Raw genomic sequence first — 14,520 nt, 5'->3', positions numbered from 1 at the left:
ACATTTCATTTCCTACATTTTCTTTGCAATGATATAAAAGCGAAATAATGACAAGAAAAAAATTAAATATATTCATATTGATTGTCTTACAATTCTTAAAAAGGAGCAACAACTTGTTTTTCTAAAAATTTTCCATTTTGAAATACAAAAATTGCAGCATAAGAACCTGCTCCGTCGGAATTCTGCATCGTGAGATAAAGCTTTCCCGATGTCGCGGATTTGCAATCCGTGACTACAACTCGCAACAATTCACCCCATAAAAACCACAAAAACATCCAAAGGACTATCGAAGTCTGCATAATTTCGTGCACTGCTGAAGTAATAATGCTCAGGTTCTGTCACTATTTTCTGTTTTACTGGATTTTGGTGAATGTAATTTATTTTTTCTTTAATCCATTTGTTAGAAAAAACTTCCTCGGCATGATATCCATCTTGCCAAACTTTGAATTTTTGTTCCCGAGATAAATGTTCGCAGGATTTTTTAAAATAATCCAGCATCCATTCTTTTCTGCTTTCAGTTTCAGACTGTATGGTTTCAATGATTTTTTTTGAAGTAAATTTTTTAAAATCACGCATGATTTCAGATAATGTATACTTTCCATCTGCTCTGCAGAAAATATGCAGGTGATTTGACATTAGGCAATAGGCAAAAATAGAAAGTCCTTTTTGAGCCTGACAATATTTTAAAGATTCTATAATGACCATTTTTTGTGATAATCTGGTAAATACATCAACCCATCCGACGGTAGTAATTGTGATAAAGTAAGCCTGATCAATATCTAAAGCTTTGTATTTTGTAGACATTTGTGTTTTTGTTTAAATGTACAAAATATTTTTTTGATAATGCAGATTCGATAGTGTGGATTTGTAATTTGATAGTGGGGGGTTGATAATATGGATTTGATAGCGCGGATTTGTAATCCGTGCTTAAAACACTTATAGTTTTGTTCACGGATTGCAAATCCGCGACATCGTTCACGTTCCCAAACTCAAATTTGCCGTTCCTAGCCTCTCCCGATACGTAAAATATACATCCCGACACGTCCCACGAAAGTACCGACATATTCTTCAAAGGTCTCGATACGTTACCCAACCTATCCAAACACGTTCCTCAAACATCCATTGGGGTTATTGATATTTTCAGCGGGGTAATGTAAGTCTTAAGATAGGTCATGCAACCTATCCGGACAGGTGAAAGATAGATTTGGATAGATAAAAGACCCCTCCGAATCTTTTGTGAAGGTATCTAAGAGGGTAGATGATGTCGTGCGACTATTCAATGACGTATCGAGGTGATTAAATGACCGCTCTGAATCTTTACTGAACGTATGCAGAACAGTAAGTAACGCCTTGACATCATTAAAAAGCGTGTCGGAACAGGTAAAAGATTAAGGCAAAGCATAAAAATACCCCTCCTTAGAATTGGGAGGGGTAATCTGTGTGTTACTGTTTACTTTTTCTCTTCGGATGGAGCTGTAGAAGTTGAATTTTTCACGAAGAACTGTTTCAGATCTTTGTACTTGTCTTCAAATCCCGGAGCTGAAGTTCCCGCTTTGTAGGTGGAGTACGAATAATCCACCAAAGCCGACTGGTAATTGTCGTAATCATGCAGCGTTTTGGAATTTTTAAGTCTCGTAATAATACTTTCAAGCCTGCTGATCATCATTTCCATATTGTTTCGGGAGGTATGATCTCTGTTGAATTCGTCCCAGTCGACTTCGGGAGAACTCAGGTTGGGCTGACTGCTGTTGTAGTCGTAGACTTTGTTCACAAAGAGCTTGTTTTGCTCGTTAATGCTTCCGTAACGTTTACGGTCTTCAGCGGAAAGATTAAAATTAATTTCAGCAAGCGCTGTTTCCAATGCCGTGATGGCATCCTGTGCCGCAGTGATCTTTGCACTGCTCAAATGAACGGAGTTCAGATTCGTTAATCCCATCATTTTTGATTTTAAAGGTTAATACTGTTTATATAAAATCGTGTGTTTTTTTAATGAAAACGAATGTAGTAAAAATTTTTATTCAGACACTAAATTTGTTTATAATAATTATTTGAAAAGTCTTTCTGCTTCTGGAGGGAGCATTTTCTTTTTTGATCAGGCTGAAAACTTTGTATATTTAAAATTCTTACTAATTAGAAATTTATGATATTCAAGGGCATTAACGGTCAAAATGTGGAATTTCGATTAATTCCATTCGATCCCAAAGAGTTTGAACTTATGACTGGTATTGAACTTGAGGACGATTATGAGCCGTATGATGTAGGTTTTAATCTGATAATTGGGAATAGAGATATGTTAGCAAGTATACTTATTTCTGATGTTGTAAAGATTGTTGACTGGTTCGAAGACCTTTTAAATAACAAAGATGTTGATTTAAAGCTTTCCGTTTATCACGGTCAATTAAGTTTTGATTTGTTAAAAAATGATTTTGCTAAAAAGATTATTAGAATAACAAACGACGGTTCAGTACCCATTCCCGGTGTTGGAGGATATTCAGGGAATTTGAATGAAATTTTAAGAGCATACTTTGTTGAATGTGAAATGGATGGAAAAGAACTGGAAACAATTATAATGGATTTAAAAAAAGAATTGTATCATTCTTTAAATAGGAATTAGACTAATTCAGAAGTTTTACAGACCAATTATTTTAAGTATTAGCGTTGAAATGATTTCTGCTTCCGCGGAGAGAATTTTCTTTTCGTTCATAATCTTTAAAATTTCGATTTTATATAAAACACTTGTAAGTGATTTAAAAATTTTATACCTTAGTAATCAGCAAATTAAAAATATTCATTATGAAAAATCTAAAAAAATTAAAAAGAAGCCAGCTCGTACTTATCAGCGGCGGTGACGTTGCTTACGCAGTCTGCGACCTGGATGGAAACTGTCCACCCACTGTAGGATCTTATTACTGTAACGATGGTATATGCTACAGAGTAACCGGCGGCGGTGGAGGTGGCGGCGGATGGTGTAATGAGCCTATTCGTCTTTGTCAGGAATGGGAAACAGGTTGCGGATGTGTTTACTAGCAAATCTTTGGTAAAAGTAAAGCGGTTTTTTCAACCGCTTTTTTTGTTTTTAGAATATTAATAAAAGGATGAGGTGTACATTTTAGATGTTTATCAATTCTAAGTTTTGTTCAATGATCTGCCTTTTCGTCCTTTTTTCGGATTCCTTTAGCGTAATAATATGAGAAAGCTTATCGATTAATCCATTTTCAGAATTTTGTGAGAAAATGACTTTAATTTTGTCTTCACCTTTTCTGCGGTTTTCAGTTTCAGGGATAAAAAATCTGAATAATTCCATTTTCCACGATTCCTCCATATAATCAAACTCTTCCAAAACCAAAAGAGAATTATTTTCGGAAATCCAATCCCGATGAAAATCTAAGATTTGGTTTCCGTTGTATTTTTTTGCTTCATACCACGGTTGATAAAGCTGTTCCTTTTTTACAAAGTCTAAATATTCATGGAATAGTTTCATCCCAGCCGGAAACCTGAAGGCTTCATAATTTGTATTTTCGATAATATAACCGACGAAATTTCGCCTTTCAGTTTCAGATTTTCCTACAACTAAAAGGTGCTTTTTATCTAATATTTTGAGTATTTCATGTTTCATGTTTTCGTTGAATCAACTAATGATTTAATATTTTATTATAATGTCATAAAATTTAAGATATCATTTTTAATATTTCTTTAACTAGAGCTTGCTTTTCTTCGTCATTCAGGTTAAAATTGTTTCCATCACGTGCATATTGAATTAGATGTCCATCCTGTTTACACCATTTTATCATTCTGTTAATTCCGCTTTTGGTAATTATTCCCTGATCATTTTCAAACTTTGGAGGTGAGGAGAGATGAATCAGTTTAACGTAATTTTTCAAAGCAATCACTAATCTGCGATTCTCATCTTTCTGCTGCAAACCATATTTTATAAAATGAGTTTGATCAGCGCATACGGCTTTAATTTGTATTCCGTCAAATTCCGTCTGATCGTACTCATCAAATATCCACCAAAGATATTCTTTACCATCCACAGAAATTCTATTTTTATTTTTTTTACTTATTGCCATTGTAATAAGATTTTTCCAGATTTATTTTCCTAATCAATTTTTATTACAAAAGGAACAAAAGGTCTAAAATACCAAGTTGCATTCTCTAATTTGCTTATAATAGTTTCGAGGTCATTCATATTTTTCCATTAAAAATGAGGCTGTTTTTACGCAATATAAAGCATTTTCATCATATTGAAAAACATTTTGTAAATGTTTTCTGATGAAAATGAACACGAGAATATTTCAGAAAAAATAAAAAACTTACTTTCTCTTCGAAGACTTTCGGATATGAAGTTGAGGAGCCAGTACCACTTTTTTCTCTATGGAAACACCGAAGCTGTTTTCCTTTACACTTTCGATAAAAACCTGTCCTGCCATTTTCCCCATCGTTACCGGAGTCTGGTCTACAGAACTCATCGGAAGCTCCATAAACTGGGTGAAAGGTTCATTGGAAAAACCGATCACGGCAACTTCCTGAGGAATTTTAATCTTTCTTTTCTTAAGTTCCTGACAGGCTCCCAAAGCAGCAAAATCACTGGACGAAAAAATGGCATCGGGAACAGATTTTCTTTCCCACAACTTTTTAATAGCATCGATTCCGGCATCAATAGAACTTCCTGTAGAAATAATATTTTCCTCTTTTACAGAAAAATGATGATCGATGAGTGCCTGTTTATAGCCATTAAGACGGTTGCGGTAAATCTCAAGATTCAGATCTCCCGAAAAATGACAGATGTTTTTATAACCTTCACTGATGAGGTGCTCCGTAGCAATATAACCACCCCGGTAATCATCAATCGTAACCGTACTTATTCCCGGAATATCCTTTTTACGGTCGAAAAATATGATCGGCGTATTTGAAGTATCTAAAATATTCTGGATATGCTCCGTTTCAACAGTTGTTCTGGAAACTGACATGAAAATACCGTCAACCTGCGCATTAAGAAGCGTATTCAGATGTTTTTTTTCAATGGTCACATCTTCATGGCTCTGGCAGATAATCACATGATAACCGAAAGGCGAAAGTTCCTCTTCAATGCCGCGTATAACAGAAGAAAAAAAGTTGGTATTGATATACGGAACAATAATTCCCACATTCTTAGTTTCACCGCTTTTTAAGGCTTTGGCAAGATTGTTCTGCTTATAGTTCATTTCTTTGGCAGTTTTTCTTACCAGTTCCTTCGTTGCCTCACTTATTCTCGGATGATCGTTCAATGCTCTGGAAACCGTTGCCACACTTACATTTAGCTTTTTCGAAATATCGTATATCGTGGCACTTTTTTTATTCATAAAAACTTTTTTCAGGATGATGATGTACTTCAAAAGGAAATACGTTATTGAGGTAAATTTAATCAAATTATGGAGATTAAAAAGCAATTGAAATGATATTATAACAGAGAACTGTTATTATAAAAAAAAAGGTATGCTTAAATTGCTGATTTTATTTGCATTAAAAAGCAGTGCGCTTAAGTTGAAAAGAGTAGATTTGCATAAAATAAAACGTATTTCCGCTATTGTTAGATTTAGTTTTCTTAAGATTTTTCTGTAACAACAGTAAGTATAAATAATTTCAGTTTTGTATTGTTAATTGAGATAGTTTTGTAATTTGTAAAAATATTTTTATAACCATGAATTTGCAGAGGAAAATATCATATACTGTTCTCATTTTACTATTCTTTTCCGGAAGTCTTTTCTCTCAGAATCCACTTTCTGAATTTAAAGATAAAATAGATTTTTACTTGCTGGATAATTTCGTTAGGATGACTGATAATGACACGGTTTTTGTCAGTAATTTATATGATTATTCTGGTGACGGTTCCCATGAATTTTATTTTTATAATAGTAAAACAAGGCAAAAAATATTTCCTTACGGATTTGAAATGGCTTATCCTTTTGTTGGAAAAACGGCTGTTGTAAAGTATAAAAACCGATGGGGATTGATTGATCGAAGTGGTAGATTTATTTTTTACTCTTTATCTTCCTATCCGATTAAATTAACTTCTTACGAAAAATATGCAGTATTCGATAATGTCGTTAAATATGATGTGAGAAATGGAATTTTCCGGGAATCTTCTATTTACTGCGGAGAGCCCGCAACGCCCGATTATTTTATATCGAAAAGCCCAAACGGGAAATATAATTTAATTGAGATGGACAAAGGACCGGTTTTTAAAACAGAAATGGATTCTATTATTTCGCAGCACCGTTTAATTTATAAAGAAAATACAGACTTACTGATTTTAAAAAAGAAAAATAAATATGGTCTTTATCTGCCAGACGGAACTGAGATTCTTAAAATAAAATTTGAAAACGCAAAATTTATAGGGAATTACGTTATGCTATACGAAAACAGTAAGTGGAATTATTATACCTATGAAAATAATAAACTCAATTTAATTCTTTCAACACCATTTGAGTGTGTTACTCCAGCTTATCAAAATAATGTTATTGGCGCATTTAAAAAAGACAACAAATACAATCTGCTAAAAACGGACGGCGAAACTTTGCCTGAAAATTTTGATTATATAAGCGAAAATGCAACTTACGGCATAAAAGAAAATAGCTTAATTATTTTCGATTCCAATGCAAATTATTATACTTACGCTGAAAAATAATTCATTTGGGCATGAGCAACAGAAATCGGGGAAAAAATACAGGAGATGATACCTTATTCGGTTCCGCAAAACAGCTTGAGAAAATGAAATTGGCAGTTCAGGATATGCAGTATTTATTAAGCCGGAATTATGCTGAAAAAGCTTCGTCGGAACTGGTGGGAAATCATTACCGCCTCAAAACAAGACAGATTCAGGCAGTTCGTGGAGCTTCCACTTCAGAAACTCAGCTTCAGAACAGAAAATCTAAACAACTCGAAATTTCTGAATTGAAAACCAAAACAATATATCTTGATGGCTTCAATGTCCTGATTTTACTGGAAAGCCTTCTTTCCGGAGCTTATATTTTCGAAGGAACGGATGGCTGTTTCCGAGATCTTTCCGGTGTTTTCGGAACATACAAAAGAGTAAATCAGACGCAGAAGGCCATTGAACTCGTTGCTTCTTTTTTGCATAAATCTCATGCAGAAAAGCTGATCTGGATTTTCGATAAACCAGTGTCAAACAGCGGAAGAATTAAACAGATGATCATGGATTTTGCCATTGAAAATAACCTCAACTGGAACGTTGAACTGGAATTTAATCCCGATAAATTTTTAGCAGAAAATGCTGAAATTGTAATATCTTCCGATGCATGGATTCTGGATCATTGCAAAAGCTGGTTCAATCTCATCGGGTATTTAATTCAGGAAGAAAATCTTTCGGCTAATGTTATCAAAATGTGTTGATTTAGACACAAATGCTACATCTAAACACAAATGGCACGAATAAAAACACTAAAAATCACAAATAATTTATTGGGCTATCTGTGAAAACATTAGCGTTATTCGAGTTTAAGTAAACACAAATTGCACAAATAAAAACACTAAAAAGCACAAATAATTAATTGTGATATTTGTGAAAAAATTAGTGTTATTCGAGTTTAAGTAAATACAAATTGCACAAATATTAACACTAAAAACACAAATAATTATTGTGCTATTTGTGAAAGACATTAGCGTTATTCGTATTAAAAAAAATAAAAACCCATGCAATCATTTCAAAAATATACATCATTATTTTCTGAGGAATGGAAAGAAAAATATCACGCCATTCTAGCCGAAGAACATCTTGAAAATTTACAGAAAAACATTCAGAAATTTAAAAATCAGGCTTTAGATTGGGATCTGCCCTATTTTAATGAAGAAATTAAAATCGACCGTGATGAAAGTTTTAAATTATTCATCTCTGTTTTTGAATCTGAAAATTCAGATCAAAACAAAGCAAAACAATTGCAAGAAATTCCTTTTGAACATTGGCTGAATATTTTAGGACAACGCCACACTTCGGCAAGTCTTCGTGATGAAAACGCCGTTCCGCCTTTAAGAAGTTTACTGATCGAAGCCTGCGAAAAGCCTTTCAACAGCGAAATTACCATTGCGCAGAGAGCTTGGGAAAAACACGTTGGTCGGCTAAATGACGATTTCTGGGGCGAAGTAAAAGGAAATAATCAGCAGAAACAGCAAAAAGTGATGGAGAAAATCAATTACATTCTCGACCACACCACATGGTGGAATGTTTTCTTTCATTATAAACACGAACTGGTTTTTGAGGTTAGGGAAAAAGAAGGTCACGGAATCCGCTGGAGCCATGGCGGAAAACATTTGATCGGCTTTGTGGAGTTTTTTATTAATGACGAAAATTCTTTACAATAAGTTTTTAAACCATTTAATATGTCATTAAGTCTCTTACTATAAACCTTAAAATCAAAATGATTTAATCTTAACTAATTAAAAAAACTCAGTTCGTGATAAGAAATGAGTTTAAATAATTGATTTGTAGTGTTATATTAATTTATCGCAAAGAAAAACAAAAGATTTTTTTACTTATTGAAAATTTGTAAGCTAAACAAAGGCACTTCGTTTATTTAAAGAAGGCAAAAATAGTATTCCTTTGATGAGTTTTACGCCTTTGTATATCTTAAAAGCGGCATTCTTGATAATTGAATCTCTTTGTTTAACCATTGCGTTTAAGAAGACTTATCCCGAAGTCAGGTTAAAAAAGCTTAATGGTTTAAAAATTTTTATCTCTACGTAAAAACATTGCGCATTACGCAGATAATTTTGTAAGAGTAAAATAAAAAGCAATGGATTTTTCTAACCAAAACTTTACGCAAAACGAATGGGAATCATGTCTCAAGGTATTAAAAGCCCTGAAAGATGAGCCATTTCTAAATCCGGACAATCAAACTTTTTCCGGGTTGATCACAAAAATTCATAAGAACGCCAAAAAACAAAACCGTCTGGAAAGTTATTCTCAGATGAAAACGCACGATCTTGAAATTAATTCAGAATCGGTACTGATGAAAAAAGCTTTGGCGGGAGTTTCTGCTTTTTATGATGATGAAAAAAATGATACCCAACTCACCAGATTACAGATTCCCAAAAACTGCTACTGCTGTAACCAGAGTTATCAGTACGCCCATTCCTTTTACACCAGATTATGCCCGAAATGTGCGGATGAAAATTATGAAAAACGTTTTCTTTTGGCAGATTTAACGGGACGGAATGTCATCTTAACCGGAGGACGTGTAAAGGTAGGTTTCGCAACCGCTTTAAAGCTCCTAAGAAATGGTGCCAATTTGGTTTTGACGACCCGTTTTCCGGCTTTGGCACTGGAAACTTTGCAGCAGGAAGCAGATTATGAAGAATGGAAAGACAGACTTTGGATCTATGGTCTCGATCTCAGAAATTTAAAAGCAATTCAGGAATTTGTAGATTTTTATCAGTCGAAATTTGAAACGCTTGATATTCTCATCAATAATGCGGCACAGACGATTAAATATCCCGATCAGTATTACCTTCCGATCATCAGACGTGAAAACGAAATGCTCGTTGAGTTTAAAAACAATAATAAATTGATTCCGAACGCAACCCCCATTTCCGCAGAGGTCGGAAAACTGGAATATGCGGAAAATGAAGAAACAAATGTTGCTTTAACACGCTTTGGACAACCAGTGGATAATCGTGATAAAACAAGCTGGAACTCCACACTGGAAGAAATTTCGATGTATGAATTGGTTGAGGTGAATTTAATCAATCACATTGCGCCGTATTTTCTGATCAAAGAATTAAAACCTTTAATGAAGGCTTCTTCTTTCAAAGAAAAATTCATCGTTAATGTAACATCCTCAGAAGGTATTTTCAGTTATAACAACAAAACGATGTTTCATCCGCATACCAATATGACGAAAGCAGCTTTGAATATGATGACGCTTACTTCTGCTAAAGAATTTGAAAAAGATCAGATTTATATGACGGCAGTAGATGTAGGATGGATTTCCACAGGTGCGAGGGAAAGTTTAAGAAAGAAACAGTTTGAGCAGGGATACATTCCGCCATTGGATTCTGTGGACGGAGCTGCGAGAATTCTGCATCCTATTGTGGAAGGAATCAACGGAAATTATTTCAGCGGAGTTTTATTGAAAAATTATAAAATTAATGACTGGTAAATATAAAAAGTTAGCTCAGAGGAAGAGCATCTGGTTGACGCCCAGAAGGTCACGGGTTCAAGTCCTGTACTTTTTAGAAAGAAACTCATAGTTATAACTGGAAAAACATTGCATCTACTATGTAAAGTTACAGGTTCGAGTCCTGTTGAGTTTCCAAATAGAAAGCGTTAGTTCAGCTGGAAGAATGCCGCCCTTTCACGGCGGAGGTCGTGAGTTCGAGTCCCACACGCTTTCCAAAACGGAGATAATAGTTTAATCGGAAAAATGTATTCCCTGCACGGAATAGATGCAGGTTCAAATCCTGCTTATCTCCCCAAACAGAAACGGTAGCTCAATGGAAGAGCATTAGTCTTCCTCACTAAGGGTCGCGGGTTCGAGTCCCGCCCGTTTCTAAGAGCGCATCGTCTAAATGGAAGGACACCGGCTTATCGTGCCGGAAATTCAGGTTCAAGTCCTGCTGCGCTCCCAAAATGGAGACAATAGTAATAAAAATGGAAAAATACATTCTTCTAAAATGAGTTGCGGGTTCGAGTCCTGCTTGTCTCCCAAAAAAAGGAAATGGTAGCTCAAGGGAAGAGCGCTGACCTTCCAAGTCAGAGGCTGCAGGTTCGATTCCTGCCCATTTCACAATGAATACATAAGACAAAAGTTGTAGTTTAATCCGGAAAAATATATTCCGACCGAATAAGTTGTCGGTTCGATCCCGGCCTTCTTTTGCTTTATCTTAAAAATAAAAGCCATGTTAAAAAAAGTATTAGTTTTTTTCGGAATTATTGACGAAGTGTATACCCCGGTTCCGATGCAGTGGAAAGAAAGACCGGTTGTTGAAAAGCTTCCTGAAACATCTAAACCTTTGGTACATAAAACAGAAAAAGTCATTTTGGAAACTTTGCCAAAACCTGTTCCCCGATCTGTAGAAAAAACGTTGGAAAAGCCTGAAAAAAAAGAAAAAGAATTAACCAGAACTGAAAGAAAAAGACCGGTTAATAATCAGGATCCAATTGAAAACTTCTCAGAATTCACCAAAGATTTTAAAACTTACTGTCTTGAAAAAACAAGCAACCAGCATATGCTGAAAGCTAAAAATTACAGTATTTATGATAAAAACGGAGTAACGGAAACATTCATTACTTCAGAGGATTCTTTTATCACGCATAACGAACACAAAACGCTCCGCATCCAAAGCGAATGTTTTGTAAAATATATTCAGCAGGAATATAACCCCATAACAAGACTCATAGAAAATGCATACGACTAAACCCATACAACGATATAAAATATTTTCCGTAAAAGACTTCACGGAAGCTGTTTTTGATGAGAATGCATCCATAGAAATTTATGCTAAAAACACAGCCTTTGATTGTACTGAAATTAAAGGAAATCTCGTGTTGAGAGGGGAAGGCTGCAATTTTCCGAATCTTGAGACTGTAAAAGGGAATCTCTCCATAGATGCTCCTAACTGTTCTTTTCCGGAGCTGAAAATGGTAGAAGAAAATTTTACGATGCATTGCCATGCAATGTTGGATCGGTTGGAAAAAGTAAGAGGTAATTTTAAATGTATTGTTGATTTCAGCTTTAAAAACTTAGCAGCAATAGGAGGAAGCATTGAACTGAAAAACGCTGCCGTGTACGCAAAAAGTAAAAAGTTGGTACAGGGAAGAGTCGTTATCCCGATAAACCATCAGTATGAAGTTAAAAACCTTCCGAAAGACGGCATCTTTAATATTGATATTTTCGGAGACCATATTATGATACCGCATCAGGAAATCCGCGGAAGAATCAACATTTTTGGTAAAGAAATTTCCTTTCCGAATCTGGAATTCGTTCATGGAGGGCTTAAAATAGAAATCAATGATTCTTTAGCCGATGAATGTACCCATGATTTCCCTGTGCTGAAAAAAATGACAGGTAATCTTCGCTTTGTGCGGGCAAAACTTTCCTTTCCTGAACTTCAGGAAATGACGGGCACCATTCATCTTGAAAATGGTTCGTATGTTAACTTTTCTGCTTTGGAAATCTCTGGCGGAATTATGATCAATCATCGATCCGGAGCTTCTTTTCCCGTATTGAAAGAAATAAACGGAGCATTGAAAAATCATGGTTCGGGAACCTGTTACTTAAATGCACTGGAAAAAATAAAAAATACATTTTGTACCTATCAGATTTCAGCCCCGAATATTGTTGAAATTGGCGGAGATTTAGACATTCATGCCTATACTCATAATAGATTTGATCATTTAAAGAAAGTCAACGGAAGAATATTGGGTTCTTCAAAAGTTCAGCTTAAATCTCTGGAATATGTAGGAATTTTAGATAATGCCAGTTTAGCAGGCTATGAGTTTCCTTCTTTGAAGGAGGTTACGCATTATTTTTACGGAACGCATACCGGACTGGAGAATGTGGCAAAAAATATTTATTTTAGAGTTACGGACAGCCTTTGCATTACAAAAGATCAGTTTATTGTCGGAAGGTCAAATTTTACTTTTGTTTTGAATTTGCAACGTCATTATTTTAAAAAGCTGATTTCTATTTTAAAACTGAGACATAGCAGCTTTCAGAATTTTAAAACACGGGAATTTGAAAGAGAGTGGACGCATTACAATACTCCGGTTTTTAATGATGTTTTAAATAGAATCGAAAAATTATGGGATAAAGTAGAGCCGATCGGTTTTGATGAATTTTTCAATGACAAAGACCGAAACTTTAAGCTTTTCTGTTTCAGTTATTTCGGAGTCGGGAATTTAATGAAAAACCTGAAAGCTGAAAAGATCAATCAGGCAGAAATTGAGGTTAATTATTTTGGATATGATGATAATGGAAATGAATATATAACAAAAAAAATCAATCAGTATGAAGTTCATCAGGTTGAAAATGAAAAACTCGGAATATTTGTCTGGGGTTCTGTAAACCGCTATTCTTATGCTGTAAAATGCTGGTGTCCCTCTACGGAAAAAGAACATTGGCTGTGGATTGAAGAAGCGTATAAAGACAATGCTTTAACGGCAATTGCATCCACTTTCAGAATTCATGAAAACATCATCCCGCACATCAGATGTTTAAAAAGACAGGGAGATCTGCTGATTTGCGAACTGAATAAAAAAATTCCGCCGCGTGGTGCTGTAAGAGCTTTAACCGCTTCAGAATATTTTGGTCTTCTGGAAGCTGAAACCTAATTATAAGAAACAGTAGTTTAATCTGGAAAAGCACTCCGAGCACAGGAGGGTTGCAGGTTCGAATCCTGCCTGTTTCTGTTTTTTTAAAATTTAAAAAGCATTTTAGGATTAATCTTTTTCTCTTGCAGATTTTGCGGATGACGCAGATTTTTTTTCATTAATCCGACATAGGAAGCTGAAGCGTTAAGAAAATTCTACTGTTTGAGCGCGGTGAAAAATATTAAATCAAAAAACAAATACCAAATTCGCACGAGTTTTAGAATTTTTAGAGAACATTATTAATTTTTAGCGTAAGATTCCAAGTCTTGAACTTTTGTTTCTTTTGCTTCAAGGCAAAAGAAAATTAAAATGAAAATCATGAAAGAATTACAAACCATATTAAATACCATCCTCAAAGAAAAACAAGGATACATTACTTTCCTTACCGGAGCCGGAATTTCTGCGGAAAGCGGACTTCCGACTTACCGCTCGATCGACGGAATCTGGATTAAAGGAACAAAATATCACCGTCCGGAAGAATTCGGGACGTATAAATATTTCAGCCAGAATCAGGAAGAAGTATGGCAGTACAATCTGTTCTGGAAGAAAATGATTGCCGAAGCAAAACCTAATCCGGGACATTTGGCGATTACTGAAATTGAAAAACTTTTAGGTGAAAGATTTAAGCTAATTACTCAAAATGTTGACGGGCTTCACCAAAGATCGGGAACGCAGAACGTATATGAAATTCATGGAAGCAAGCAGAAAGTACGCTGTTCAAAAGAATGCAGCGAACCTTTCGATTTTCCTGAAAATATTAAATTTAAAGAGTATACCGAAGATTTAACGGCAGATGATATCGACGATCTGAAATGTAAAAAGTGCGGAAACTGGCTTCGTCCTCATACTTTATGGTTTGATGAAAGTTATAATGAAAAATACTATCATTTCGATACAGCGTACAACATTGCAGACCATACAGATATTTTATTTGTAGTCGGAACCTCGGGATCAACGGCTTTGCCTGTAAATATTGTGGAAACAGTAAAAATCCGTGCAAAATGGATCGTCCTGATCAATCCTGAAAGCGATACGTATTTTGATTATATTTTAAAAGGAAGCAAAACATTATTTTCGGTACAGGAAAGCAGTTCAAAAGCACTTCCAGAATTAAAGGAGATGATTGAAGATATTATAAACGCTTAAATTTTCAT

General features: G+C 35.0%; 14 protein-coding genes and 8 tRNA genes. 17 read left to right on the top strand and 5 right to left on the bottom strand.

Annotated features, from left to right (window positions below):
- Window positions 1-249: 249 nt before the first annotated feature.
- Both H6W53_RS11145 and H6W53_RS11140 read right to left on the bottom strand, forming a co-directional pair.
- Window positions 250-804 (bottom strand): REP-associated tyrosine transposase, encoded by a 555-nt coding sequence (locus H6W53_RS11145; protein ID WP_185206815.1) that lies wholly within the window; start codon window positions 802-804, stop codon window positions 250-252.
- Between the two features lie 646 nt (window positions 805-1,450).
- A complete protein-coding gene (locus H6W53_RS11140) occupies window positions 1,451-1,936 on the bottom strand; it encodes a hypothetical protein (RefSeq protein WP_185207059.1) in 486 nt (161 codons plus the stop codon).
- 204 nt (window positions 1,937-2,140) lie between these two features.
- Between H6W53_RS11140 and H6W53_RS11135 the strand changes: the two genes are divergently transcribed.
- Window positions 2,141-2,614: a hypothetical protein gene (locus tag H6W53_RS11135; protein WP_185206813.1), complete on the top strand. Its 474-nt coding sequence runs from the start codon at window positions 2,141-2,143 to the stop codon at window positions 2,612-2,614.
- 179 nt (window positions 2,615-2,793) lie between these two features.
- Window positions 2,794-3,027, top strand: a complete 234-nt coding sequence (locus H6W53_RS11130; protein WP_076392864.1) for a hypothetical protein — start codon at window positions 2,794-2,796, stop codon at window positions 3,025-3,027.
- 82 nt (window positions 3,028-3,109) lie between these two features.
- Here H6W53_RS11130 and H6W53_RS11125 read toward each other — a convergent pair whose 3' ends face one another.
- The 3 genes from H6W53_RS11125 to H6W53_RS11115 form a co-directional block, all read right to left on the bottom strand.
- On the bottom strand, window positions 3,110-3,616 hold the full coding sequence (locus H6W53_RS11125) for a hypothetical protein (protein WP_185206811.1): 507 nt from the start codon (window positions 3,614-3,616) through the stop codon (window positions 3,110-3,112).
- 52 nt (window positions 3,617-3,668) lie between these two features.
- Window positions 3,669-4,070, bottom strand: coding sequence for a hypothetical protein (locus tag H6W53_RS11120; RefSeq protein WP_185206808.1), 402 nt, complete (start codon window positions 4,068-4,070; stop codon window positions 3,669-3,671).
- A gap of 243 nt (window positions 4,071-4,313) precedes the next feature.
- Window positions 4,314-5,342: a LacI family DNA-binding transcriptional regulator gene (locus H6W53_RS11115; protein WP_076392860.1), complete on the bottom strand. Its 1,029-nt coding sequence runs from the start codon at window positions 5,340-5,342 to the stop codon at window positions 4,314-4,316.
- A 338-nt stretch (window positions 5,343-5,680) separates the two neighbouring features.
- Between H6W53_RS11115 and H6W53_RS11110 the strand changes: the two genes are divergently transcribed.
- The 15 genes from H6W53_RS11110 to H6W53_RS11040 all read left to right on the top strand — a co-directional run bounded on the left by H6W53_RS11110 (window position 5,681) and on the right by H6W53_RS11040 (window position 14,512).
- A complete protein-coding gene (locus H6W53_RS11110; RefSeq protein ID WP_087708894.1) occupies window positions 5,681-6,667 on the top strand; it encodes a hypothetical protein in 987 nt (328 codons plus the stop codon).
- Window positions 6,668-6,678: 11 nt separating this feature from the next.
- A complete protein-coding gene (locus H6W53_RS11105; RefSeq protein ID WP_185206806.1) occupies window positions 6,679-7,392 on the top strand; it encodes a DUF434 domain-containing protein in 714 nt (237 codons plus the stop codon).
- 300 nt (window positions 7,393-7,692) lie between these two features.
- Complete coding sequence (locus H6W53_RS11100) at window positions 7,693-8,358, top strand: hypothetical protein (RefSeq protein WP_185206804.1); 666 nt, start codon at window positions 7,693-7,695, stop codon at window positions 8,356-8,358.
- Window positions 8,359-8,789: 431 nt separating this feature from the next.
- Entirely contained in the window at window positions 8,790-10,154 is a 1,365-nt protein-coding gene (locus H6W53_RS11095; protein WP_185206802.1) for an SDR family NAD(P)-dependent oxidoreductase, read from the top strand.
- 4 nt (window positions 10,155-10,158) lie between these two features.
- A tRNA-Val gene (locus H6W53_RS11090) sits at window positions 10,159-10,230 on the top strand.
- Between the two features lie 85 nt (window positions 10,231-10,315).
- Window positions 10,316-10,386: transfer RNA gene (locus H6W53_RS11085), tRNA-Glu, on the top strand.
- 9 nt (window positions 10,387-10,395) lie between these two features.
- Window positions 10,396-10,470, top strand: a tRNA-Ala gene (locus H6W53_RS11080).
- A 4-nt stretch (window positions 10,471-10,474) separates the two neighbouring features.
- Window positions 10,475-10,546: transfer RNA gene (locus tag H6W53_RS11075), tRNA-Gly, on the top strand.
- Window positions 10,547-10,548: 2 nt separating this feature from the next.
- A tRNA-Asp gene (locus tag H6W53_RS11070) sits at window positions 10,549-10,620 on the top strand.
- 7 nt (window positions 10,621-10,627) lie between these two features.
- Window positions 10,628-10,700: transfer RNA gene (locus tag H6W53_RS11065), tRNA-Arg, on the top strand.
- Window positions 10,701-10,709: 9 nt separating this feature from the next.
- Window positions 10,710-10,781 (top strand) — tRNA-Gly (locus H6W53_RS11060).
- A 112-nt stretch (window positions 10,782-10,893) separates the two neighbouring features.
- Entirely contained in the window at window positions 10,894-11,412 is a 519-nt protein-coding gene (locus H6W53_RS11055) for a hypothetical protein (RefSeq protein WP_185206800.1), read from the top strand.
- Window positions 11,399-13,327 (top strand): hypothetical protein, encoded by a 1,929-nt coding sequence (locus H6W53_RS11050; RefSeq protein WP_185206798.1) that lies wholly within the window; start codon window positions 11,399-11,401, stop codon window positions 13,325-13,327. The genes H6W53_RS11055 and H6W53_RS11050 overlap by 14 nt, the downstream gene beginning before the upstream one ends.
- 6 nt (window positions 13,328-13,333) lie before the next feature.
- Window positions 13,334-13,404 (top strand) — tRNA-Cys (locus H6W53_RS11045).
- A 280-nt stretch (window positions 13,405-13,684) separates the two neighbouring features.
- Window positions 13,685-14,512: an SIR2 family NAD-dependent protein deacylase gene (locus tag H6W53_RS11040; protein WP_185206796.1), complete on the top strand. Its 828-nt coding sequence runs from the start codon at window positions 13,685-13,687 to the stop codon at window positions 14,510-14,512.
- Window positions 14,513-14,520: the final 8 nt, after the last annotated feature.

Origin of the sequence: Chryseobacterium sp. C3, from assembly GCF_014218905.1 — a bacterium.
Taxonomy (GTDB): domain Bacteria; phylum Bacteroidota; class Bacteroidia; order Flavobacteriales; family Weeksellaceae; genus Chryseobacterium; species Chryseobacterium mucoviscidosis.
Note: the sequence above shows the minus strand (reverse complement) of the source record. Positions and strands in the feature narration are given on the sequence as shown.

What these genes read in the sequence shown, in the direction of transcription:
- H6W53_RS11145 (WP_185206815.1), bottom strand. Translation starts at nt 804, where the DNA reads ATGTCTACAAAATACAAAGCTTTAGATATTGATCAGGCTTACTTTATC.
- H6W53_RS11140 (WP_185207059.1), bottom strand. Translation starts at nt 1,936, where the DNA reads ATGGGATTAACGAATCTGAACTCCGTTCATTTGAGCAGTGCAAAGATC.
- H6W53_RS11135 (WP_185206813.1), top strand. Translation starts at nt 2,141, where the DNA reads ATGATATTCAAGGGCATTAACGGTCAAAATGTGGAATTTCGATTAATT.
- H6W53_RS11130 (WP_076392864.1), top strand. Translation starts at nt 2,794, where the DNA reads ATGAAAAATCTAAAAAAATTAAAAAGAAGCCAGCTCGTACTTATCAGC.
- H6W53_RS11125 (WP_185206811.1), bottom strand. Translation starts at nt 3,616, where the DNA reads ATGAAACATGAAATACTCAAAATATTAGATAAAAAGCACCTTTTAGTT.
- H6W53_RS11120 (WP_185206808.1), bottom strand. Translation starts at nt 4,070, where the DNA reads ATGGCAATAAGTAAAAAAAATAAAAATAGAATTTCTGTGGATGGTAAA.
- H6W53_RS11115 (WP_076392860.1), bottom strand. Translation starts at nt 5,342, where the DNA reads ATGAATAAAAAAAGTGCCACGATATACGATATTTCGAAAAAGCTAAAT.
- H6W53_RS11110 (WP_087708894.1), top strand. Translation starts at nt 5,681, where the DNA reads ATGAATTTGCAGAGGAAAATATCATATACTGTTCTCATTTTACTATTC.
- H6W53_RS11105 (WP_185206806.1), top strand. Translation starts at nt 6,679, where the DNA reads ATGAGCAACAGAAATCGGGGAAAAAATACAGGAGATGATACCTTATTC.
- H6W53_RS11100 (WP_185206804.1), top strand. Translation starts at nt 7,693, where the DNA reads ATGCAATCATTTCAAAAATATACATCATTATTTTCTGAGGAATGGAAA.
- H6W53_RS11095 (WP_185206802.1), top strand. Translation starts at nt 8,790, where the DNA reads ATGGATTTTTCTAACCAAAACTTTACGCAAAACGAATGGGAATCATGT.
- H6W53_RS11055 (WP_185206800.1), top strand. Translation starts at nt 10,894, where the DNA reads ATGTTAAAAAAAGTATTAGTTTTTTTCGGAATTATTGACGAAGTGTAT.
- H6W53_RS11050 (WP_185206798.1), top strand. Translation starts at nt 11,399, where the DNA reads ATGCATACGACTAAACCCATACAACGATATAAAATATTTTCCGTAAAA.
- H6W53_RS11040 (WP_185206796.1), top strand. Translation starts at nt 13,685, where the DNA reads ATGAAAGAATTACAAACCATATTAAATACCATCCTCAAAGAAAAACAA.